Here is a 23,847-nt window from a genome sequence, read left to right as displayed (position 1 = left end):
ATCGGCAAGGTCCGGGCTGGAACAAGGGAATTAAGCCGAAAGAGCGGGAAATGGGCTCTGCACAGGAGCCAAGTCACTCGCCGCGAAACCTCGCGGATTCATGCCTGCCGCATTTGCGGCTGACTTATGCCGGCTTCATCAAGGTCTGGGCGAAAAAACCGTTCTTCCTGTTTCCGACGATGCCGCCACGATAGTGGCGTCCGCACAAAGAACTCCATCCGGGCACACCATGGCCGACAAGAATACGAGAGGCACATCAGCCTGATCGGGCTGACCGCCGATAAGTTGTCGCCTGGGATGTCGGCTGGATAAATCCAAACCCCTTGGTGCTGTTGAACCACTTCAACGTTCCAGTCGCCAAATTCGCAAGGGGCCAATTCAACGGACCCGTCCTCGTTGCTTGCCGTCGGGGTCCACCGTCGCCATCAGCGTCATCGGAAAAGTTCTGATACGCCCGGGAGCCGACAGGCCGGTGCCGTCCGATGTCACGATCACGGTGCCGAGATGTTTTGTCAGTTCCGTCACGTGGCCTCTGCTGTGGTCGCGCACGAAGGATGGAATCACGTCGTGCAATTGTCATTCGTTGCCGCGGCTGGTTATATGGTTGCCGCCGATAGTCAAAAGGGAGCTTCCATGAATCCGATCAGACAGGTTCTCAACGTCCTGCTCCCCATCCGCCCAATTTCCGGCAAGAGCCCGGTCCGCTACAGGACAACCGCCCAAGCTCTTTCGTCGGCAATCCGGATCACACGCCGCCGCAAAGCTGTCGATCTTGCTGCATCATTCGCCACTGGATCTGTAATCGAGGAGATCGAAAACAGTTCTTTGCCTTGGGACTTCCTGAAGGACAGATCCCACGATGCTGCCCCGGAACCGACGCCTGCCATGGCCAAGAAAACTGTCGGAAATTCCGATGAGTTCGCGGAGTGGCATCGTCTGCTATCAAGATGAAAGCAGACCGCATTGCCTCCACGAACAATGTTGCCGGGTGGCGTCCGTTGCCTCACCTCGTCACCGTTGGCATACGAGAAAAAACAAGACCATCGTCGGCAAAGTGCGGGTCGTGCCATTCATGTATTTAGCTGCTGACCAACGGCTTCGCAGCGATGCAAAGAATGTCGTCAATCCGGACAGGTTTCCCGATCAAATAGCCTTGAGCTTCGTCACATCTGACGTGGCGAAGATAGTCGAGCTGTTCGGGAGTTTCGACGCCTTCGGCCGTTACCTCAATTCGAAGCTCGTGCGCCAATTCAATCAGTGATCTCACAATCGCGGCGCAGTCCGCATCGGTGAGCATATCCTGGACAAAAGATCGGTCGATCTTGAGCCGCGAAAGAGGCAATTTGCGAAGATATGTGAGCGATGAAAAGCCAGTGCCAAAATCGTCAAGCGCAACTGTGATGGATAGAAAACTCAACGATTGTAACAATGAAATAGCGTCTTCAAAATCGGAAATCAGCACCGATTCCGTGATCTCGACCTCCAGTCTTTGGGGCTCCAAACCGGCTTCAGCCAAGGCCATTACAATTCCATCCAGCAAGGCCTTGTCCTTAAGCTGCACTGCCGACAAATTGACGGAAACCCGCAAGTCGCGCGGCCATTGTGCCGCGGCCAAGCAAGCCGTCTTGGCGGCCCAATGTCCGATGCCGTGAATCAATCCGGTTTCTTCTGCGATAGGAATGAACTCCGATGGAGGAATCGCGCCGAGGGTCGGATGCTGCCAGCGCAGAAGCGCTTCAAAACCGCGGATGCGATCGCTCCCGAGGTCGAGAAAGGGTTGAAATGCAAGCCAGAGCTGGTCATTGGCGAGCGCAGATGCCAGATCGCGCTCAAGGGCATGGCGCCTTGCAGCAGCTTCATCGTCATTTGCGCTGAAAAACTGGATGGAGCCCGCCCCCCGCGTCTTGGCCCTGTATAGCGCGGTATCGACGCACCGCAGGAGCTGGTTGGCATCCAAACCGTCAGTGGGCGCCAAAGCGATGCCGATAGAGGCCTTACAATATATTTCGCGGCCTTCGATCAAGAACGGCGCGCGCATGACATCTATGATCTGTTTAGCCAGGGACCTGATTTGATCTGGCCTGATATCGCGTGGATCGATTATTGCAAATTCGCCGCCCTCCAACCTAGCAATGTCATCGCTCTCCCGCGTTGATTTGCGAAGTCTCGCAGCCACTTTGACCAAAAGGGCATCCGCCATTGCTCGACCAAAGTGATCATTCACCTCGTCGAAATTATTCAGATCGAACAACAGTAACGCAAAGTGTCGGTCAAACTGCTTTGCGTCCAGCAACGCGCTCTCGAGCCGCTCATTGAAGCTGAACCGGTTTGGCAGACTCGTTAGAACATCCCTGCGAATGGCATTTTCACTTTCCGCTTGTAGAATGAAGCGTTGGGTAAATTCGGACGCGTGAGCAAGCACTGCACGAAACAGCGTGATGGCGTAGCTCACTATCAGGATTGCGACGGGCAGATTGACGGCGTCTCCCACCCGCACAATGGCAACCGCCGAACCGACGAAGATCGGTAGCGTATACGCGATGGCCGCAATAGGAATCGTGTAAAAGGAAGCGGCACCGCCTGCGATCATCCCTGCGCTCAGGCAGGTGATGACGACCTGGGCGGCACTTGTTGCCCCACTGAAGAACAGAATGGGAAGTGCGCCCCACCAAGTACCGAACAGGAAGGCGTTCCGCACCAGGTTTTGCGTTGTCCGGCGAGACACTGACCTTGGTTTGGCTGACTGAAACGATGATCTCGCTCTTAAGCCTACGACAGCTGAGGCTGTGATGATAACACTCGCCCAGAGGACGGCATTCGTTTGGTCGGGCGAGCCCCAAAGCGCCATAACAAAAGTGGCCGCATTGAGTATGTTCGCAACCATGCCAAGAGGCGTGTTGCGAAGCACGAGACTGACCTGCTCCGCCCTGATTCGGCCGGCAAGGGGTTCGATCGTCGAGGGCCCGCCAAAAACTCGCAGGTCTCCCGCCAGAAGGTCACCGAACCTTGCGGGAGACAGACGCTGCATCACTCTTTCACCCCCCGCGCTAGAGTAGTCGCTGCGTGTTGATCCCCTACCGAACAATTCGGTAAAAGTAAATTTCAACCGCAAATTTTGACAACCCAGTTCGAAAGCCCCGAACGCCCGCCGAACCTTTCGCACCGGCCCGTCCGCGCGCCATCGGGGACCCAAGGCTCCGCCTGCTCCGGCGGTCAAGCCAACCTGGCCTTCGAATTGTATGGTCGAGGCGAGGCTGAATGAGGAGCGAGTCTCGGATGAATTCCCCGGTGATTTTCACGAGCCGCATTCCTCGTGCCTGCCGAGACGGCAGATTACGGATTTTCCAAAGGATATACATATGCCGCTCAAATTGCGCTCGCCTTGGGCGGCGCGGGCTGGGTCACCGCCTGGTCGGGGGTTGGCGTGAGCGTACAGCTGGCGAGCCCGCGCTGGGTCGTGGGGCGGACCATCTCGATCTATTATGCATTGATAGACGGCGGCATCGCTGCCGGCAGCTGGGTATGGGGCACGGCTTCCCAGAACTATTCCCTGACCTTGGCGCTGGAGGGTTCCGCTGGAGCCATGTTGCTGGTCGCCGCAGCCGGCGTGCTGTTTCCTCTTCGCGAGCGCCACGAGTCCGAGCCCGATTCTTTGGAGGAATTCGACGCCCCAGCTGTCGCTCTCAATCTGAAGCCAAGAAGCGGCCCGATCGTGGTCAAGGTCGAATATCTGATAGCCGAAAGAAATGTCGAGGCCTTCCTCGACCTCATGCGGCAGCGCAGGCATGTCCACAGCCGCGTCGGCGCTCGGAACTGGACGCTCCAGCGTAACCTTCAGAAGCCTATGCAATGGACAGAAACGTTCCGCACGCCGACCTGGACGGACTGGACGAGCGTGTCTTCCAGTTGCATGGGGGAGAGGAAGTGCCTCAAATGACGCTTGCGATTGAGCGTCCGACAAGCTCGGCCCGCAAACCCTATCAGTCAATCCTTCACCTTCCCCGTCATTGAAGCCCGACCGGCCCATATCACCCGTGATCGCTAACGTATGGCGCTCAACCGAAATGGGCTGGATCACATCGCCGTGCCGGTGGTCCCGGAACTAGAGGCCCGGGCTGGCCTCAAGGAAATCACCCCCCGCTCAACGCGGATCCTCACCGAAACGGGTTCGTCCAACTTATAAAGAATTACCCGACATTATCATCTCGTACACTGCGTCTCCTCAAAGGGATTTCACCAGGAATGCCAGCAGGGTATTTAGGAACGCGGATTGGCGGGTTAACATGCTGCATCTCCAGAACACTATTCTCATGATCGCCAGGGGCGAAACGCTCGAAGCGACGACGGACCGTCTTTGCCGCCAGATCGAGAAACTGTTGCCGGGCGTCAGATGTTCCGTTCTGCGCGTTGACGGTAACGGGTTGTTGCATCCCCTCCCAGGTTCCAGCTTGCCGAATGAATATATGGCTCTTCTCGAAGGCCTGATGATCGGCCCGCTGGTGGGCTCCTGCGGCAGTGCGGCCTATCTCGGAAAAGCCGTGGCTGTGAAGGACATCGCGACCGACCCGCGCTGGATCGGCTTCAAGGAGCCGGTCCTGGCGCTGGGCCTGAAGGCCTGCTGGTCGAGCCCGATCTGCGATGCAGAGGGCGCTGTGCTCGGCACCTTTGCCCTGTACTTTCCGGAGAAACGCGGCCCCACCCCTCGCGAGGAGAAGGTTGTCGCCTCTTGTACCTCTCTGTGCGCCATCGCGCTTGAGCGTCACCGGCGGGTCGTCGAGCGAGAGCACGGCGCCTATATCGATGCCCTCACCAACCTGCCGAACCGGGCGAGTTTGGACGTCGCCCTGGAGCGGCTGTCCTTTGGCCAACCGAGCGCCTGGGCGGTCCTGATCATCGACCTCGACAACCTGAAGACCATCAACGACACCTTCGGCCATGCCGCCGGCGATGCTTTGCTACAGGCGGTGGGGTCACGTCTCGCCGAAAGCGTAGCGCCTGACCGTGTGTTTCGCATGGGCGGCGACGAGTTCGTCGTAATCCTTCAGCGAGCTGGCGCGCCCTCCGGCATCGAGAGCACGGCGCGTCATATTCTCGACACTCTGGCTGTGCCCGCCGATTGCGACGGGCACATGATCCTGGCACAGGCTACCATCGGCGGCGCAGTGCTGTCGGCGGGGGACATCGATGCGAAAAGCGTGCGCCAAAACGCCGATTTCGCGCTCTACCACGCCAAGGAAACTTCGCGAGGTGGCTTCGTGCTGTACTCGCCGGGAATCGGCAGCGCAATCAAGACCCGGATCGAGGTGATCCGCGATGTTGACGTGGCTTTGCGCGAAGGCCGGATCGACGCGTTCTACCAGCCGATCCTGCGGCTCGACACCCGCGCGATCGTCGGCATGGAGGCCCTCTGCCGCCTTCGCAAGCCGGATGGCGAGGTCGTTTCCGCCGCTGCGTTTCACCAGGCGACGTCCGATGTCAGCGTCGCTTCGAATCTGACGGAACGCATGATAGCGATCGTCGCAGCCGACGCGCGCTCGTGGCTGGATCAAGGTATTCCGTTGCAGCATGTCGGCATCAACATTACCTCAGCCGATTTTCATAGCGGCACGCTTTACGCACGTCTTGAAGCCGCCTTCGGCCGCGAGAACGTTCCGTTGAAGCACATCATTTTGGAGGTCACGGAGTCGGTCTATCTCGGGCAGCGCGATCCGGTCGTTGCTCGAGAGATCAAGGCGTTGCGGGCCCATGGCCTGCGTGTCGCACTCGATGATTTCGGAACCGGCTTCGCTTCGCTCACCCATTTGCTGACGGTGCCGGTCGATATCATCAAGATCGACAAATCCTTCATTGATCGCCTTGTCCAGGGAGATCCGAGCCTGGCGATCGTCGAGGGCTTGGTCGGCATCGCTCGCAAGCTCGACATCCAGGTCATCGCCGAAGGCATCGAGAACGAAACCCAGGCCGTCTTACTTGCGGAGATCGGGTGTCAGCTCGGTCAGGGATATCTGTTTTCGCAAGCGGTACCACGTCAGATAGCGAAAGGCCTTTTGAAGCGGTTCGGGCAACCACCTGCTGAGGAGACTTGGATTGCGAGCGACATAGCGAACCCAATCGATCTGATCGCCTGACAGAAATCCCTCCCTGGGGGCGGCTTGAACAGGCGATACAGAATGCTGCGGCGCCTCGCAGAGAATGTCCGAAGAGGAGACAAATATGCGCATGCCATCCGCGTCACAGCTTATTCGCAAGGCTTTTGGTCGCACCGGGTCGGGGCAGTCATCGGCAGGCCAGGCTATCCGATCGGACATTCTCCCGGAGGAAACGAATTTCCGAATGCTCACTGAGAACAGCGGTGACGTCATCATGCAACTCGGGCCGGACACGAAGGCACGCTACGTTTCACCGTCATGCACCCGACTTCTGGGATGGCTTCCGGAGGAAATGGTGGGGCATGGTCCGGAGGAGTTCGTCCCGCCCGAGCATCTTCAAAACATCGCTGCGGCAGCCGCGCTCTTGCTTGCCGGAGCAGATGAAGGCGAGCCTCTTGCGATCGAGATCCGGCGCAAAGATGGGAAAACCGTCTGGGTGGAGAGCAAGGCGCGCATCGTCCGTGATCCGCTAACTGGCGTTCCAGGCGACTTCGTCCTGATCATGAGAGATATAACAGAACGCAAACGGCTCGAAGAACAACTCCGCTCGCTTGCGATGACGGACGGGCTGACCGGCCTGGCCAACCGTCGAGCCTTCGACGAAACCTTGGACAGGGAATGGCGGCGCACCGTTGGCAGCGCTGGACAGATGTCCTTGCTGTTGCTCGATATCGATCGATTCAAAGGCTTTAACGACAAATACGGTCATCAGGTTGGTGATGATTGTCTTCGTGCCGTCGCTGCCGCCATGAGAGACGTGCTTCATCGTCCAGGGGATCTGGCGTCGCGATACGGCGGGGAAGAACTCGCCGTCATCTTGCCTGATACCGACAGCGAGGGAGCACTTGAAATAGCGGAACGGCTGAGGCTCGCAATCGAAAACCTCGGCCTGCCTCATGGCGACAATTTGGAAGGCGGCGGACACGTCACCGTCAGCATTGGTTCAGCGACCGCACTGTCACGATCGGGCGGGACGATCAGGATGCCGGAAGGCCTGCTTCTCGCCGCCGACACCGCACTTTACAAGGCCAAGCACAAAGGCCGAAACCGCGTCGAAGTTGCACTGCTGCTCGCATCGGAAGGTCCCGACGCGGCCTAATCAAAAGACGCTACAGCCCCGCGCACCGACTCAGCCAGAAGGTCCCGATTTCGTTGGCCTGGGCCAGAAGCAAACCTCGAGCGCGGCAGATATGCCCTCTGCCCTCTGCACGCTGCGGTCACCCGGTTGCCATTGACGCAGCCCGGCTGTGGGCGGGTTTGTAGGCCGTCTCGCAACAGCGGCGTAATAGGGCCAAAAGCGGTCCAGATAGGCATCGGTTTGGATGCGTTTGCGGCTGGCAGGCATTGCTGTCTCCGGCCAAAAACATGATAGGAATATGGTCCTGCCTCGTTGTCAAGAATGTGCCGAGCCGTCAGTAACTTTTTTTGATGACAAGCACTTTCGGCGGAGTCATCTTCGCCTGTCGGCGGGTCTCTCCGCCGCCGCCTTTGTGTCGTTCAAGATCTCAGCCCGCAGGAGGCCCGGATGATTGATCGTCTCAACCTTGACCCAGCCCTCTATCCAAGTGATTTGGAAAGCCTGAAGTCGGTTTTCGACCAGCTTTGCCAACAGAGCCATATCCAGCCGGGGTCACCAGAAGCCGAAAATGTTGCCTCTGACCTCGTGCGCCTTTTCCAGACCGGACTTAGCGACCAGACTTGCCTGCTCATAGCACCGCACTCTAGCTGCGCACCTGTCTCGACGATGGTCCCTCCAGCGGCGCGATTATGCGACGGAGTTTTCGTGATCTGATCGCCGATCTCCAGCACCTGCGCGACTTGATGACCTTTCGGACTTTTTTCGACCGTGACCTTGAGAGGCGTCCCCTCGGCAACATCCCGGCTTCCGGCCGCCTCTAGCACTCGGACGTGCAGATAGGCCTCCCTGCCGTCCGACAGTTTGACGAAGCCAAAACCCTTGCTGACTGTGAACCACAATACCTCGGCGTCGACGGGGTGCGCCGTCACGGTCGCCGGGCGCTGAAAATAGCTTGGCTCGGAGGTCCGTTCCGAAAAGGAAACGGGGTCATCGTCATGGCGATGCCCGCGTGGCTCGCGATGGTCTCGATATTTGCCCATGATCATCTCGACTGGCTTGGTTGGCGAACTACGCTACCGTCAAGATAATCTCAATCGGGCGACGCGTTTATGTCAAATCTTTTTCTGTGCTGCCTAACCCCGAATCCAAACGTGGTTGCGGTGATAGGCCAGGTAGGGCCGATGCTCATCACGTAGCGCCAGCGTCGGCGCTTCATTGATGGCCAGCGCTTCACGCGCAACGCCCTCCAAGTGACTAGACGTCAATACCATTCCTGCGTCATCGAATGTCACCAGCCCAGCATCGAAGGCAGCGTCCCATAGAGCGGACAGGAGAAGTCCGTTATGCACATCGAGACGCTGAGCATCGGTGGCGCAGTCAGACCATGGCATCATGTGCGAGGCTCGCAGAAGATCGGGATTTGAGATCCGGCTCAACGGGCAACTCCCATTCCAGTATTCCCTCAGGGCATCACGAAAGATATTCTGCCCAATCCTGAACTTCTGGGCGCGCTCCCCTTCAGTCTCGCCAATTCCCGCCACGGCCTTTTCATATTTCTCAAGGGGGAAATTGGGCAGGCTGACCGATAGGCGGTAAACCGCCTGGACCCCAGCATGCAGATCATCACGTGTGGCAAACATGAAGGCCCCTGCATGGCCTTTGGCCCATGGAGATGCAGGTTGTGCATCCAGAGCTCGCGCCACACTTTGCAGCACGACAGACAAAAAGAAAGGCCCAGAGACACCCGCGGCCGCCAGTCCGATCTCCCCTGGCGCGCTGGCTGATCGAAAAAAGATCCACCCCCCGGCCTCTTCAGGACCAATGCGGTAGCCATGTTCGTTCGCGGCATCTCGCAGCTCAGAGAGAAGGACGAATGGATAAGCTGTGAGACGGCGTTCCGTGCTAATCACAAGTCCACCCTGAGCAAGCGTTGCGCAGGCGGATCACCGTGTAGCTTGAGCTGCAGGTAGGGACGTTCCCTAAACTCGCTTGGAGGCGCCGTCGTGGTCGTTACGATGTACTGAAACAGCGGCCTTCCGCCGATGTGCTCAAGCTCCTGAACGATATCGAAGAGCCTTCCATAGATTGACAAGCCAAGGTCGGCCTCACGGGGGCTGTCATGAAGCAGGAACGACGGCACGCGAGTCGCGCCTTCGATGCTGACGCACATCGCGGCAAGGTCGAAAGCCAAGATCTTGAGCGACTCGATCGCGGCTGTCCTGCGGTCGCCGCCCATGTCAACCGACAGATCAAGACCATTCCCTGTAAGGATGATCCGTCCCTTTGCATGTTGGCCGACCAACCGTCGGATGATCGGGTCGAACTTTTCGCTTATGCGGCCAAAAACGCGGGCCTGTTTGTCTCGAAACGCGCCTAGCCGCTCCCTCTCTGTCTCTAGTTTCGTGCCCTGCTCACGGAGACGCTTAATCGCAGCCTCCTGGGTTTCGCAGAGCTCAGCCAGTCGCTCGACATCGTCCTGGAGCCTGCGGGCGGTATACCAAGTGGACTCTCGAGCATCGTGGGTTTTTTCGATACTCTCCACGCGTTCGACTGATCGATCGAAGTGCTGCTTGGCCAGCGCGACTTGGGGCAAGATCTGTTTCTGCTCTTGCCGCAAGCTTTCAACCCGGTTCGCTTGCGCGTTGTGATCCGCCTGAAGTTGACCCCAGCGCTGCCGACATGCGTCGGCATCTGGTATCTTGTGTGAGAGCTTGCACCCCTCTGCCAAGGCGCGATCTATCGGGACTTCGCAGATTGGGCAAATCGGGCTTTCCGCCTCTATTTTTGAATAAGAAATTCCCGGCAGTTCCCCCCGTATCATCGCCAATGCGCGTTCTTCCGCGGGGACAAGAGTATGGATTCGGATGCGTTCGCCGTCCAGGCGTGCCCAATCACTTCTCGCGGCCTCTCTTTGCTCGCGTGCTGCGACGAGTTCTGCGTCGCCACCAGCGGGAAGCTGAATTGCTGCCGCCAAGCGCCTTCCAGCGGATCTGCGCATGACATCAATCAGCAGTGGCATTTCGGGAAGCGCCTGGCCTTGGAGGTCGAGACCCGCAACGAGCCGCGTTTGGGTACGCTCGATTTCCCACCGGCGATGGCCGATCTCTTGATCCAGGACTCGGCGTTGCTCGCCGAGGCTATTCACTTCAGCCCGCGTGGCTTGCTCCTCAGGTGTGATGGCCATCAGAAACGAACGCAGCGCCTCGAGCCTTGGTCCTTTCTCCTGCCCGCTAGCGGGCATTGGGGAATCCGAATCGGACGTCGGCGAGCGCCAATCCAGAACATCATCAAATCGACACTCCTGATCTCGCGTCAGCCAAGCGAGCGCGACCGGCCAAACAGGCCCATTCGCCTGCGGGCGGACCAACTCGGCAAGCGCGGTGGTGATGATGCGCTGGTCGACTGCTTCGATGAACGGCTCCATCCCAGTGGAAGCCCCCTCGCCAGCGGCGATCTCATCGAGATTTCCGCCCGGCACAGCCATGTGTCTGCGGCGCACGCCAAGTGGGCGAACGATCGCCCAGCAAATCCCATCAAGCACAACCTCGGCACCAACGACGCCATTCAGGAATGCTGTGCCGATACGATCGCGCTGGGGCTCCGTGGCGAAGCGGTCCTCGCCGAGACAATAGCGGATAAGCCGGCAGAAAAGCGTCTTGCCGCTACCATGCCCAACGGCATTTGTCTGACCTGCCAATGCGGCATCATCTGCTCCATCGGGTGACCAGACGATGTTCAGGCCGGGACGCAGTTCGATGTCCCGCACCTTCTCCCCGCCGGGTTCCCTCCATATGACGAGGCGCCGCACCCAGAGCCGCGGCCCGTCCAACCCGGGTGTTACCGTCAGGAGCTGCGGGTCTAGAAGGTCAGGCTGCTGCGGCATTGGCCACCCAGTGCTGAATGTCAGCGGGCAATGAATTTACCGCTGCGTCGAGGTTGATACTCTCCAAGGCGTCGAACACGAAGACCGAGCGCCCCTCGAGCCATCCCGAAGTGTCGGCGGCGTCCAATCCGGCGCCACGTGCCCATGTCACACGCTGGAGATCCTCAACCAGTCGCCCATTACCGCGGTGGTTTCGGACGGCCGCGCCCCACGCTGTGTTGTTCCTTGCTACAAATGTGGCGACATTTCCGGCAAGAGGATCAGCTTCCGCACCCACCAGGCGGCGCCATTCCGCCGCTTTGGCGGTCGGCAGGAGCGGAGCAAGTAGGCGCGGCTCCATGACGAAGGCGGCGGCGAGACGAACATCGCGGATCGGCTTCGGTCCATCCATGGCTTTGAGAATGGCAGCCAAGACGGCGCCCGTGTCTCCAGGGGTGGATTGTTGAGCCCGTGCCCATGTGGCGTCCGGCAGAGTGACCTCAACCGGCCGTGGCTGAGCAGAGCGAAGCTCGATCGGTCCGCTCGCCACGTGCGATCCGGATAGCCGATCATAGGCTTCAAGCACGAGCCGGCGCGTGCGGAACTCGCCCAGGGCGGCCTCCTCGTTGCGCTTGAGACCGCGGAAGGTTTCGGAGGGATAATCCGCGCCATGCGTATCGGCCGGATCTAGCACATAGCGCAGTTCATCGCGCAAAAGCCCGTATTTCAGCGCGAACAGAGCGTCGAGCTCGGCTCGCAGATCCGCGCGGCGGGCGGCATCGAAGATAAACGGTGAACCCGCATGGCCGAGATCCTCGGCCCATGGACGCATCGAATACGAGGTATAGGTGAGCTCGCGCACGAGCGGCATGATGAAGGCGCGATCGCTACGCGAAAATTGGTGTGGGGAAAGGACGGGGAGTTGCTTGTAGATGAAGTAGTTCATCGTTGTGCCGCCAATCTTCTGACGTGCAGCATAATCAAAGGAGATCGACGACAGGTTCGCTAGGAAGCAAGCAACCTCCTCTGCGCCGGCGTCTGCACATTCCATTAGAGGAAGCTTGTTGCCCACACCTGCCTTCGGGAAAATGCTCGCGATTACCGTGCGTTCGTCGGTGGATCGGCAGATGTCCCGCCAACCCATCAGCCAGTGCGGCTGTTTGCGGTTGATCAACGCGGCCGTGAGCGCCAGCGGATCGGCGGGACCGGTCTTGATGAAGACGAGATCGTCGTCGGTAAGCGGCGTCTCACGGCGCATCTCGTGCGCGCCGTCCGCGGCCTTGTGAAGCCATGTCGCGAATTTACCGCCTACAATATCGCGCTCGAGTGCGCGTTGCCCCAGTACATCGCGCAGGTGCGCGCTCGCGCGGGAGGCTGAGCGTGCCAGGTTGCCCGCCAGCAAATCTTCGGGGTCCAACGTGCCCAGTACCCATTGCGCCAGTACCTTCAGGCAACCCTCGGCGTTCTCCTTACGGAAATATTGCTTGAGGCGCGACGGCGCGCGTGCGACGCGCAGCTCGACCTCGGCCTGCGGCACCCAGTACCACGGGTCGGCCTCGTAGTCGGGATCGGCCTTGGCAGCGTCTGGCGTCGGCGGCAATGAGCCCTCGCCCGAGCGCTCGGAGAAGCCCGCGTAGGAACCGAAACGATGATCGAAATGATGAATCATCTTCGCTTCGTAGAGCGGCACGTAGCGAGGTTCGTCTCGACGCACCCAATCCGCTCCATCACGTTGGAAGCTATGCGCGGCGAGCTGTGAAGCAGTGCGAAACAGCTTGCTGTCCGTCGACATATCGAACAGGCGCTGAAAATTAATGCCCCACGGATTGTCGTTGCCATCTTGGTGCTCCGGGCGCTCGCGAATGAGTATGGGCGCTACGCGATAGAGCTTTCGAGTCAGAACCGCATCAAATTCGGTTCTAAAAATTGGAGAAGTTCCAGTGTTTGGATTCAATTCAAGAATTTGATCAGGCGTGAGCGTGAGATGACGCCGCTCATCTCGAAACTCTTCCTCTGTTCTTGAAAAGAAGCTGAGTTTTATCGCCGCAGGTCCCGTGTTCGCTTGACCTGCCGTTAGAAGGCAAAATTTGAATCGAGCGTGACCAATATCGTCAAAGAACCCAAGTCCGGTTTGGAAGTCATATAGGCTGAAGAGCTTTCGGTTGACTACTAGATCGCCGAAGAACGTACTTGTGGAGCTGTCGGTGGCGACGCCGGTTGGCACGATTATTCCGGCGCGTCCGCCCGCCCGCGCGAGTTGGGAAAAAAGCTCGGCGAACAACGCGTAGGTATTGACATCTCCTGTCCCAGTCAGGGGAAAGCGCCCGCCCTTGCGCACGAACACGCTTGCCGCCTCGGACGCGCGTTTCGCGAACTCGAATTCCGCCGCTAACGACGCCCTCGGCGTCCCCGGGTCGGCCTGCTTCAGCGCCTTGATAAGCGCACCCCGCTCGGCCTTGTTTGCAGCGGTCGCGATCTCGGGATCGCGCGCGGCGAAGAACTCCTGCTCCTGCAGCTTGATTCGTTCCCACGGTGGATTGCCGATCACCACGTCGAAGCCCCCGCGCGCCATAATCGCCGGGAATTCTAGTGGCCAGTGAAAGGCGCTGACCGAGTGAGCAATCCTCTCGACCTCTGCGATGAGCGGGTCATAAAGCGGTTGACCACGCGCCGCCGTCCAGACGTGGTCGGTTTCCGGCGTAAGAGGCCGGGTGAAGTCGGTAGGCCCCGGAATCGGTCCGGTCTTGGGGATGAAAAACGCGGCCACATAGGCGTCGCTGGCGGCCTTCAGCCGCGACCAATTCGGTCCGCTGTGTATCCGCGCGAAGGCTGACTCCTTGGCGGCGACATCGGCCAGAGTGTCCTCCGGCATAGCCGTCAACGCCTCAGCCGCGACGGCTGGTGGCTTCAGCTCGGCGAAGAGCCCAGTCGCACCCTTGCCCTCCCGCTGCTCCTTGTTGCGGCGGGCATAGACTTTTGCCACTTCGATGTCGTCGCCCTCAAGCGCATCGTAGGCCGCGTCGGGGATGCCACCAGCGAGACTAGCGACGTCGAACACCCCGACAAGACTGTCACCACATCGGATATGACTGTCCAGGAAAGCGAGTGGCTTACCGGGCTCCAGCGCCTCGATCCAGAGCGCGACCTTCGCAAGCTCTACCGCCATCGGGTTGCGATCCACGCCGTGGATTGAATGGCGCGCGACATCACGCATCGCCGCAGGGTAGTCCGGTGCTTCGCTGTCGCGGAGTTGCGCCACGCGGGCCGCCATCCGACGCGCGGCGCCAAGCAGGAAATGACCCGATCCACAGGCTGGATCGATCACGGAGAGCTTGAGGATCGCCTCGGCACCTCCCTCCGCTTCGGCCCGCATAAGAACGGGATCGAGCGTGGAATCGAGTAGCGTCTGGACGAGGCTGTCCGGCGTATAGTAGCTGCCCGAGGTCTTGCGCGCATTGCCCTTGGCTTCGTTGGCATCGGCGAAGCCAAATCGTCGCCCATGGTCCTCGCGGATAGGGACAAGCTCAAGCAGTCCCTCATAAACCGAGCCAAGCTCCTCCGTCGCCATGTCGCGCCAGTTCACCCGGACGCGGCGTCCATCCTCTATCAGCCAGCTCAGGTGGAAGATGGCACGTAAGAACGCCCGATTGGGCAGCTCCGCATCATCAAGGTCGGGCGTCGCGCCGCGCGTGAAAATCCCGCCCAGCGCAGGCAATCCTAGCAGCTGCTCACTCCGCTCCAGCGCTCGGAAAACGATCTTCGCCACTTCCCAGGCGTCATGATGATGATCGTGCGACGAACGCCGCGCCGAACGCTCTCGCATATGGCTGAAGCCGTAAGCCGAAGCATAGAGGTCGCGCGCCGCCTCCGATGCATCCGGTCCGTGCAGGAGCTCGCGATCCTCCGCGACCGCCAAGAAAATCAGTCGGTAGACAACACGTAGAAGCTGCTCGAACCAACCCTGCGTGCTGGTATGGTTTTCATCGAGCTTCGCGCGGAGATTGGGATTCGCGTCCAGGAACCCCTGGCCGAGTGCCAGAAGCGCTTCCTTGACGCTCGTTCCAAGCCGATCGCGCGCCGAGGTTCCGGCTCGCAATCCAGCTTCACGCCAGCGCTCCAGCGCGCAATCGGCTGCTGCAGCGCTCTCGCCGCCAAAGCGCGTGGCATGAATCAGCAGCCATGTCGCGGTAAAGTCCGCGAACATCTCGTCGCGAAAGATCGCGCCGAGATCCGCTTCGATAAAGGCCGGCCGGGTGAAGCTGGCATTGTCCCGCATGAGGCGAAGGCGGTCTCCAGCAAAGACCAGACCCCATAAGAACTCGGAATTTGCGTTCAACCAATCCTGAATCAGTACGCTCGGAGAACGACGCGGAATCGTACCGACATGATCGTCGCCCATTTGCGTAAGCGCTTTGGTGAACGCATCTCCTTCCGGTAGAGGTGCGACCACCACGATCGGCACTCGGCCGCCCTTTGCCTCAAGGCCAATGCGGTACGTATGGCCATCCTGATGGTGAACGTTCGGACCGCGCAGAGCTTCGAACCCGAACGCTTCCTGGAGCAAGCTTTTCACAAAGGTCGCTGTCTGAGCTTCGTTGGGCGCCGGCAATTTGGCATACGCCTGCCAATGCGCTTGGCCGATCCTGAAGTAGCGCGTGATCTCGTCTCGCAGGTTCGTCCCTTTGGGACAACCATAGTCGGCTGCCGCCTTCTGATCCGGCGCGGTGGCGGCGATCGCCGCCACCTGATCGGGGGAGATCAACCCACCTTCGATCGATACAGCGGTAAGCCCAATATTGGCGGTGCGTTTGAGATGCCGAGCCATCACTCGCCCTCCGGAAGGAGGACGTAGAGACCAATGACGTCCGCTGGTACGACAGGAACAACCTCGACTGTCGCCCCGCCGCGTGCGGCTTCCGTCAGCCGAAGATGGTCCGCAGAAAGCGCAGCGCCACGTTCCGCTGCGTAAGATCCTATCGCAGGCTGATAACTCACTAATCGTTCATGAGCCCGCTGAAGCTGACGCGCAAGAGCAACCTCATCGAGATTCCCTGTTGCCTCAGCCTCGAGAAGTTCAAGAGCGGACGGTCCTTCGAGGAGCGCCGCCGGAGCTATTCCCCCAAAAGCAATCCCAGTGGCCTCCTCCGCCAACAGCATGCGGTTTGTACGGCCGCTAGTTATGAGCTTGAAGCGGAGGCGTAGCAGCAGCAGCGTTGTCATTTGACTAACGGCTCGCGTGCGCCAGGCGCCGCACCGGCCAAGCGGCCGGAACGCGGCGCCTTCCGGATCAAGAGCGCCCTCTGCCAAACTCTCGGCCAGGCTCGCGACGAGCGGGTGGACGCGCCCGACGTGGGTAACGCCCGGAGCAGGATCATCCTCGAAGCCAATCCTTCGCGTTCCACGCAAACCCCGCGCTTCCAGGCGCTCCTTGATAGCGTCGGGCATCGCGTCGAGATGAACGAGATGGTGCTTTCCGACCTTCTCCAATGGCGCTCCCACCCGCTTCAAGGCACGTTCCGTGAAGCGTGCGACTTCGGTCGGGCCGCCATTCAGCGCGCGCATCTGCTGCCATTCCGGCAATACCTCATCGGGCTTCAGGGCTCCCTGCGCGTATCGCGCGCGACTTGCCTTCGCGTTTTCCTCGGCGTCGCGCCATCTGCCATCTAGCCGCTCGCTTGACAGGCCGAAATCGAATGCCAGCTGCGTGCGATGTCCGCCGGCACGAAGCACGAGCGCTTGCATAAGCGCCGAGGTCACGCCCTCGCTATCTTCGGGCATCGGCACGGAAATGCCCGTCGCCTTGCGAATTGCGTCCGCTTTGCGGAGAATGACTTGCAACACCGCCCCGTCGATCGCGCTGTTGTCGCCAAAGATGGTGACCGACCGGACGATGGGCGACTGCTGACCAAATCGGTCAACGCGCCCTTCGCGCTGCTGATGACGCGTCGGATTCCAGCTGAGGTCATAATGGACGACGGCGTCGAACAATGACTGCAGATTGATGCCTTCGGAAAGGCAGTCCGTCGCGACCAGGATCCGGCTCTCAGAGCTGTCGAGTTGGTCGACGCGGACACGCCGCTCTTCCGGCGGCAGGCGTCCAGTCACAACCGCAACGTCAGCTTTCGGCCAAACTCGCTTAATCTCTTCGCCAAGCGCCTCAGCCGTTGCGATGAACCGGCAGAAGATGACCGGCATGGCTCCTTCCTGAAGTAATTCCCTCACAACCTTCAACAGGCGGGCGACCTTGGGATCCTCTGCACGACGGCGATCGAGTGACTCTGCCGTAGAGATCAGCGCGACGAGTTCACCGCGCTCCTCAGCGCCGGCGCTGGCCGTGCCAGGCTCCACGTCGCCTTGGTCGAGCAGACCCTCATCTTCGTCGAAGACGACGGGCTGCATCGCTTCTTCGTCCGCGACACCCGACAAACGATTGCGGAGCGCATTGGTCGCGGCCGCAGGCGAGGAGCCGACGCATCGCATCAGTGCGAGCGTGCCCCAGAAAGCAAGCCGCCGGCTGCGTTGGTCGGTGCCGGCTCGCTGAGTGACCGCTAGGCAGTAGTCGAGAACGCGATCATGGAAGGTGGCGAATTCGCCGCTGAGGCTAAAGGGCTCGTCCTTCACATTGTGGACGGGAAATATTCGTTTCTCGTGCCAGCTAGCCTCAGTGATATCGGGTCGGCGCCGCTGAACGTAATGCTGAGCAAGGCGGCGGCTATATCGGGCTCGTGCATTCTCGTCGCCATGCAGACCTCCTGCGAAGTCTGGGCTAATGAGGCCCAACAGACGGTCGAATGCGGCTTCGTCACCGCTGTGCGGCGTTGCCGTCAGGAGCAGCATGTGGCGCTTTTCATCAGAGGCCAAGCGTTCGAGAAGCTCGAAACGCTGATGTCTTCCACGGTCTCCGCCGATGCAAGCGTGCGCTTCATCGACGATCACGAATGGGGGGCAAGCTCTCGCGAACTCATCGCGGCGGCTGTCGGCCTTGATATAGTCGAGGCTGACGACGGTGTGCGGATAGGCCTCGAACAAGCTCTGAGCCGCGGGGAGTCCGCGCTCTAGGCTGCGCGCCCTGGCCGACGTGACGGCGACGGCGTCGATGTCGAACTTTTCTGCAAGTTCATCCACCCATTGCTCAACGAGATGCGGTGGGCACAATACCGAAAAACGGTCGATCAGGCCGCGATCGAGCATCTCGCGGACGATCAATCCTGCCTCGATCGTCTTGCCGATTCCCACATCGTCAGCAATCAGCAGCCGCACGACAGGCAGCTTCAAGGCCATCATCAGCGGCACGAGCTGATAGGCGCGCGGCTCAACACCGAGATGGGCGGCGCTCCGGAAGGGGCCGGCACCGCGGCGGAGCGACAGACGGAGCGCATCCGCCAGCAACCGCGCACCATCTTGGGTATCCCGCCGCTCAGGTGTTGGTGGAGCAAATCGCGCCGGCCTGACAGGATTTACTTCAAGCGCAAGCGCAATGCGCTGCGCATCGGCTTCCGACCCGGACAAGGGTCGGACGTTGAGGATGTCATCATCAGGAGACGGAAGAACGACCCACTCGCGTCCTCGCGCCTCGACAAGATCCCCCGGCGAAAATCTGACCGCTTCCACTATGCCGCCCCCAACAACTCAACCAATTCCCTCGGCGCCGCATCTCCGGGCACATCAGGAAGCTCGACGACATCCACTCCCAGGTCGGCGCATGCCGAAGCAAGTCTATCCGGCACAGGTCCGGATACCGCGAGCACCTGGAAGCTTGGCCAATAGAGGTCGTATACAGTGCCGCCGACCTTGCGCGAGGATGGTGCAGGCAATCCCCACCGGCGTAACGCGTTCAGCCAGCCGCTTGAGACCTCCACCGGCCCAGCCTCCACGACCTCAGGCGCTGCGAGCTGGCAGAGAAAGGTTGTGACCTCCGCGTCGCGACGATCGATCAGATTATGGTCGGGCTGGTTGAAATATGAGAGCAGACAGCGGTAGCAGCCGGCGACGCAGGCATCCGACCGCTCCTTGAGCCCGCCCCCATCTGCTGGGAAATCATAGTGCATGAGGTCGAGCGCCTGACTCGCGATTTCCGCCATGCGGCAAGGATCGGAGACGAGACGGTTTAGAACCCCAGCTCCACCTTCGGTCGCCTCATAAAGGAGGATCGCCTTGCGGTCCTCTCGTTTGGGCAAAGGCTCACCCAAGAGTTCGCCCTCCTCCAATTCAGCAACGATCTGGATGCCCCGAAGAAGGGCATGCTGGAGGGTCGCCATTTGCCCATTGTCAAAATGCGCGAGTGGCCGTACCAGGAGCGCATTCTTGTGATCCTCGACGATCGGCACGATTCGCTGCGACTTCGGGATCGTGACATCCATTTCATCGTCATCCCCGCCGTTGAGCGTATCCTTGACCCATCGCCCTGACGTCGGATCGATGCAGAAGCCGTTTATCGACTTCGACTTCCGCCGGCGGAGTCCCTTGTTGATGCGCGATAGCTTTGCGCGCGCACCATAATCAAGGAGAAGAAGCGGCTCTCCTTCCGAACGCATTGTGAGCGTCCGGATATCAGGAACGCCTTTTTCGAATTGCCATTGGAAGACGGTCTGGATCTCAAAGCCACGCCTCTGCCGGTCTTCATCATTTGCTGTGATGCGAGACGACGGTGCGGTTTCGACGTTGTCGATCCGATAGACGTTATCGAGACGATCCACGCCGGCCAACGACGCGTTGCATGCATGGCATCGCTCGAGCTTGTCATCGGAGTGCGCCGCTCCGCACTCGGCGCACAAGATGAGGCTGGTGGTTGCGAGCTTGCCATCATCGAGGCGGCCATGAGCCGGTAGCTTCGCACGTACGACCCGGTAAGCGCGCCCTTCGTGATAGATCAAACTGTTGGGGCCAAATTCCGAAATCGCAAGGAAGCGCGGCCTCTGCAACACAGCCGCGCGCCTAGTCGCAGGAATGAACGCATAGAGCGGAAGGCGCGGGAAATTGTAGCCCGGCAGAAACCCCTCGGTTGCCAAATAGCGGTAGGTATAAAAGTCCGAACCGTTCGAGGCCTGTCCGCGCTCAAGCATGTCGAGCTCTTCTGTCGCGCGGAAATGACGGCGCGCGGCCTCTTTGCGCTCGCCCGGCTTGAATGACGTTTTCTGCTGAATTTGATGAGCCTCATCCTGTTCACGGCGGGCGCTTTGGTAGAGCTCCCGCCAGCGGCCGAAGCTGCCTGCAAAATTCTGAGCGGCTTCTCTATCTGTCTCATCAACAAAGGCATCGATATCGACGAGCCAAGGCGCATCGGCCAGTTCGACCACGCTGGCAGTTCGCTCAAGCAGGCGCCGCATCGTGGCCTTTGCCGCTCCGCTCGCGACGAGCTTTGCGAAGGCGGATTCAATTTCATTTGAGATGGCCATCTCCGGCGTCGCCATGTTCAAATTCTCAGGGATCGAAGGCTTTAGCGGCACGACGGCCGCCGCCAACCATTCTGCGTGGAGATGGCTTCGCAGCAGATCGCGATTGGCGAGATCCAGGGCCGGAGGCTTCACCACGCCCGCGACGAGCCCTTGACGATTGTTGAAGTAATATTGGTCGTGGGGAGACTGGGCGGCACAATAAGTGACAACAAGCGCTGCTTGGCCGCTGCGGCCGGCACGACCGGCCCGCTGCACGTAATTTGCCGGCGTCGGCGGCGCATTCCGGAGAAACACAGCATTCAGCGCGCTGATATCGACCCCGAGTTCCATCGTTGGCGAGCAGAACATCGCTGGAAGGAAGCTGGCAGGCTCACCTTCCTGACGCATTTCGTCTCGATTCTGGGCGATCCGTTCGATATCCGGCTTCCCGAACCGGAACCGGTCTTCGCGCCAAGCGCGAACCCTCTGGTCGACCTGAGCAGTGTGCTCCCGAGCCTCGAAGGCAAAGGGCAAGTCGCCCTCCTGCCCGAGCATTTCGGCCAGTTCTTCATAGAGCGTGCGGAAAAAGGGATTCTCGCGTTTTCCGTCGGCCCTCTTGGTCGCCGGAAAGAGGCGCAAGGCGGTCGACGACAGGCGCCACGCAGAAGCCTCGCCGCCCGTAACCACCCGGCGGATGACCTGGTGACTCTCGGCCGCACGCAGTAGCGTGGCGATAACATCGTCATATTCTTTGACTGGGAGCGGTTCACCCCACACATCCTTGCTGCGCAGTGCTTTGCCCAACGCTGTCCGCCAGCCACCCCGGACGATCAGCACATCTTCCGCGGCGCTGATCTCCGCCTTGCTCGGCGGATCTATCATCAGAAATCCGGCTTGCCGCAATTCCTGCTCTTCGTTCTGATCGATAAGCCAAGGATCGCGGAGGTGGTTCCTCGACGTCTCGGCGACTTGCAATATCCGCTGGCGATCCAACGCTTCTGTTGCGATGGCAAGGCCGCGACGCATGTAGTCGAAAAGCAGATTGAAGAGCTTGGCCCGTAGCTGGGGCGTGGCGGTCGCCAATCGCGGATTGTTGGCGAACTCCTCATCGTCGCTCGCTAGTTCACCCAGTCCAGGAAAGCGGACCTCCACAAGGCCGGCCTCTTCGAGATTGGGATTCGTGAAGCGCCAGCCTTTACGGAGATCCGCCCACACGCGATGTGCCAGGATCGACGTCAGCACTTCCTCGGCGGCCTGGCGGTTGTGAAATCCCTTTACACGCGGATCGGCCATCCAGTCGGACAGACGGTCAGATTCCTCAAGATCGAAGCCGAGCGCCTTGCGAACGGCCTCGCCGAATCGAACATCCGCGAGGCCCTTATCACCTGCGTCACGCACGGCGCGCAAGATGCCGCCGCGGAGCAAGCTGACGTAAATGAAGTCGTTGAAATGCCCCGCCTGCAGGGCCGCGTCTTGGCGATTGTCTGTGAAACCCAGAAGCTTCCGGCTGCTTTCCTCAAGCGTACCGTCCGCCTCCATCCATGCCAAAATGGTTGAGACGATAAGCGTCGTCGCAGAACTTCGCCCTTCGGCCGATAGGCCTGCAAGCTTGTTGATGTCACGTGCCTGTTGTGGCGGCTGATGACGGCAATGGGGGCAAAATCGATATTTTCCGCTGAAGAACCACGCCGGCACCCCGTCACCGGCGAACGACCCATCAGGCTTCACAAGGAGAAGCTGTCCTTCGTGCTTGCCGCGATGCCCCGCTTTCAGCCGCTCCTGTCCGGCCGGCGTCGTTTCTTGCCAATCATCAGGATAGTCGGCGACAGCGCCCCCGAACAAGAAATCAACATTGATCGCGGGGACCAGGAAGCCCGTCCGTGCTCCATCTGGCTCCGGATCTTCATTTGCTGGGTCGTCAATCGGCCGTGCGAGAACGCGAACACCGTCGAGCACATTCTCAATCCGCACGCTGTGGTGCTCTTGACCGCATTCACGGCAAAAAAAGACTGGATATAAGCGCGCGTTCGGATCGGATGGATGAAAGACCTGTCCTTCCAGCACAACACGCCGATCGGTCGCGGGCTCGATCGTTGCGTATGCGTGGCCAGCGCCAGAAATGAATCGATGAAGCTTGAATGCCAGGAATGCCCGGTCGCTAACGCCGCCACGAAGCTCTTCGCTACGACCCATCAACGACAGGATCGCGGCGAGAGCGGCTCTGCATTCTTCTGAGGAGACATTAGTTTGGGCCACGAGCTTGGAGCCCGCATCGCTCAAGGTCATGGGCGGGCGACGGCGCAGTTTTTCGCCCTCGACAAGCCCAATCTCAGTCTCGATCCAGCAGGCGAGCGGATGGGAATGCAACTCCTCGTCCGTCAGACTTTCCGGTATTGGCGACAGAACCGCATCTCTGAGTGCTGCACCGAGGCTTGTGGTGTTGATTCGGGGGTCCGTTGCCCTCGCGAGATTCTCATCGATGACCGATGCCGAACTGAGTTCTTCCCCAAAAATCAGCTTGCCGACGCGAGCAACGGCACTTGCTCGTTCAATCTCGTCGTGTGCGCTCGACATCGTCGCCGACGTACCGATGCACAGCAGCTTCCGCTCTTTGACAAGGCGGTCCTTCACACGACGCACAAGCATCGCGACGTCCGCCCCCTGACGGCCACGATAGGTGTGCAGTTCATCCAGCACCAAGAAATCCAGGCCGGATGCATTAGCGATGACGGCACGATCGAGCCCATCCTGGCGCGTCATGAGCAGTTCGAGCATCATGAAGTTCGTCAGCAAGATATCGGGCTTGGCCTTGGCGATCGCCTGCCGCTCCGCATCGCTTTCCTGGCCGGTATAGCGGCTGAAGGTCGGGCGCAGCTCCTCTTCGAGCCCCGATCCGCCGATGAATCTTTCGAGCTCCTCAAGTTGGCTGTTAGCCAGTGCGTTCATTGGATAGATGATGATCGCGCGCGTCCGCTGCGGCTCGCCTGCGCGCCGCGCGCGCACCACCGCATCGACGATCGGCAAGAAGAAGCACAGCGACTTTCCTGACCCCGTGCCCGTGGTCACGATGAAGCTTTCACCATTGCGCGCCTTCGCAACAGCGCGATCTTGGTGGCGGTGAAGCTTGATCGGCGTCCGGTCAGGGCCTGCTGCGAATATCTTGCTAAGAGCCGGATCGAGCACTTCTTGCGCGACAAGCTGATCAACAGAATGACCAGACTCAAAGCGCGGATTAATGGTGATCAGGGGCTCGGGCCAAAAACGCTGCTCATTATAGGCAGTATCAACTTGAGCGCGGATTTCCGGCGCGCGGATCTCCGAGAAGGAGCGAGCGAATGATTCATATCGCTCTATCAGCGCTTGATCGAGATCGAAGATGTCCAC

The 23,847-nt window shown here is 59.9% G+C and carries 11 protein-coding genes and 1 pseudogene; 4 read left to right on the top strand and 8 right to left on the bottom strand.

What is annotated here, in order from left to right; genetic code table 11:
* Window positions 1-378: 378 nt before the first annotated feature.
* Complete coding sequence (locus tag BPNPMPFG_RS34535; RefSeq protein WP_258597983.1) at window positions 379-525, bottom strand: hypothetical protein; 147 nt, start codon at window positions 523-525, stop codon at window positions 379-381.
* 42 nt (window positions 526-567) lie between these two features.
* Between BPNPMPFG_RS34535 and BPNPMPFG_RS34530 the strand changes: the two genes are divergently transcribed.
* Window positions 568-951 (top strand): hypothetical protein, encoded by a 384-nt coding sequence (locus tag BPNPMPFG_RS34530; RefSeq protein WP_258597981.1) that lies wholly within the window; start codon window positions 568-570, stop codon window positions 949-951.
* Between the two features lie 127 nt (window positions 952-1,078).
* Here the strand turns inward: BPNPMPFG_RS34530 and BPNPMPFG_RS34525 are convergent, their stop codons facing one another.
* Window positions 1,079-3,028: a putative bifunctional diguanylate cyclase/phosphodiesterase gene (locus BPNPMPFG_RS34525; RefSeq protein ID WP_258598194.1), complete on the bottom strand. Its 1,950-nt coding sequence runs from the start codon at window positions 3,026-3,028 to the stop codon at window positions 1,079-1,081.
* Between the two features lie 336 nt (window positions 3,029-3,364).
* Between BPNPMPFG_RS34525 and BPNPMPFG_RS34520 the strand changes: the two are divergent.
* From BPNPMPFG_RS34520 to BPNPMPFG_RS34510, 3 genes and pseudogenes are all read left to right on the top strand, one after another.
* A pseudogene (locus BPNPMPFG_RS34520) lies at window positions 3,365-4,011 on the top strand (MFS transporter); the annotation flags it as partial.
* 272 nt (window positions 4,012-4,283) lie between these two features.
* Window positions 4,284-6,128, top strand: a complete 1,845-nt coding sequence (locus BPNPMPFG_RS34515) for a sensor domain-containing phosphodiesterase (RefSeq protein WP_258597979.1) — start codon at window positions 4,284-4,286, stop codon at window positions 6,126-6,128.
* A gap of 85 nt (window positions 6,129-6,213) precedes the next feature.
* Entirely contained in the window at window positions 6,214-7,248 is a 1,035-nt protein-coding gene (locus BPNPMPFG_RS34510) for a sensor domain-containing diguanylate cyclase (protein ID WP_258597976.1), read from the top strand.
* Between the two features lie 458 nt (window positions 7,249-7,706).
* On the opposite strand, the gene BPNPMPFG_RS34505 is transcribed toward BPNPMPFG_RS34510, so the two are convergent.
* From BPNPMPFG_RS34505 to BPNPMPFG_RS34480, 6 genes are all read right to left on the bottom strand, one after another.
* Complete coding sequence (locus tag BPNPMPFG_RS34505) at window positions 7,707-8,267, bottom strand: cold-shock protein (RefSeq protein ID WP_258597973.1); 561 nt, start codon at window positions 8,265-8,267, stop codon at window positions 7,707-7,709.
* A gap of 93 nt (window positions 8,268-8,360) precedes the next feature.
* Window positions 8,361-9,137 carry an HNH endonuclease gene (locus tag BPNPMPFG_RS34500; protein ID WP_258597972.1) on the bottom strand — a complete coding sequence of 259 codons (777 nt, stop codon included), beginning with the start codon at window positions 9,135-9,137 and terminating at the stop codon, window positions 8,361-8,363.
* Window positions 9,134-10,993, bottom strand: coding sequence for a chromosome segregation protein SMC (locus tag BPNPMPFG_RS34495; RefSeq protein WP_319946026.1), 1,860 nt, complete (start codon window positions 10,991-10,993; stop codon window positions 9,134-9,136). Before BPNPMPFG_RS34495 ends, BPNPMPFG_RS34500 begins: the two co-directional genes overlap by 4 nt.
* 100 nt (window positions 10,994-11,093) lie before the next feature.
* Entirely contained in the window at window positions 11,094-15,914 is a 4,821-nt protein-coding gene (locus BPNPMPFG_RS34490; RefSeq protein WP_258597968.1) for an Eco57I restriction-modification methylase domain-containing protein, read from the bottom strand.
* Entirely contained in the window at window positions 15,914-18,478 is a 2,565-nt protein-coding gene (locus tag BPNPMPFG_RS34485) for a DEAD/DEAH box helicase (protein WP_258598229.1), read from the bottom strand. Before BPNPMPFG_RS34485 ends, BPNPMPFG_RS34490 begins: the two co-directional genes overlap by 1 nt.
* 221 nt (window positions 18,479-18,699) lie before the next feature.
* Complete coding sequence (locus tag BPNPMPFG_RS34480) at window positions 18,700-23,847, bottom strand: DEAD/DEAH box helicase (RefSeq protein WP_258597965.1); 5,148 nt, start codon at window positions 23,845-23,847, stop codon at window positions 18,700-18,702.

The sequence above is a fragment of the Mesorhizobium sp. AR07 genome (assembly GCF_024746815.1).
Taxonomy (GTDB): domain Bacteria; phylum Pseudomonadota; class Alphaproteobacteria; order Rhizobiales; family Rhizobiaceae; genus Mesorhizobium.
The sequence above is the reverse complement of the archived record's forward strand: the minus strand, read 5'-3'. Positions and strand labels throughout refer to the sequence as shown.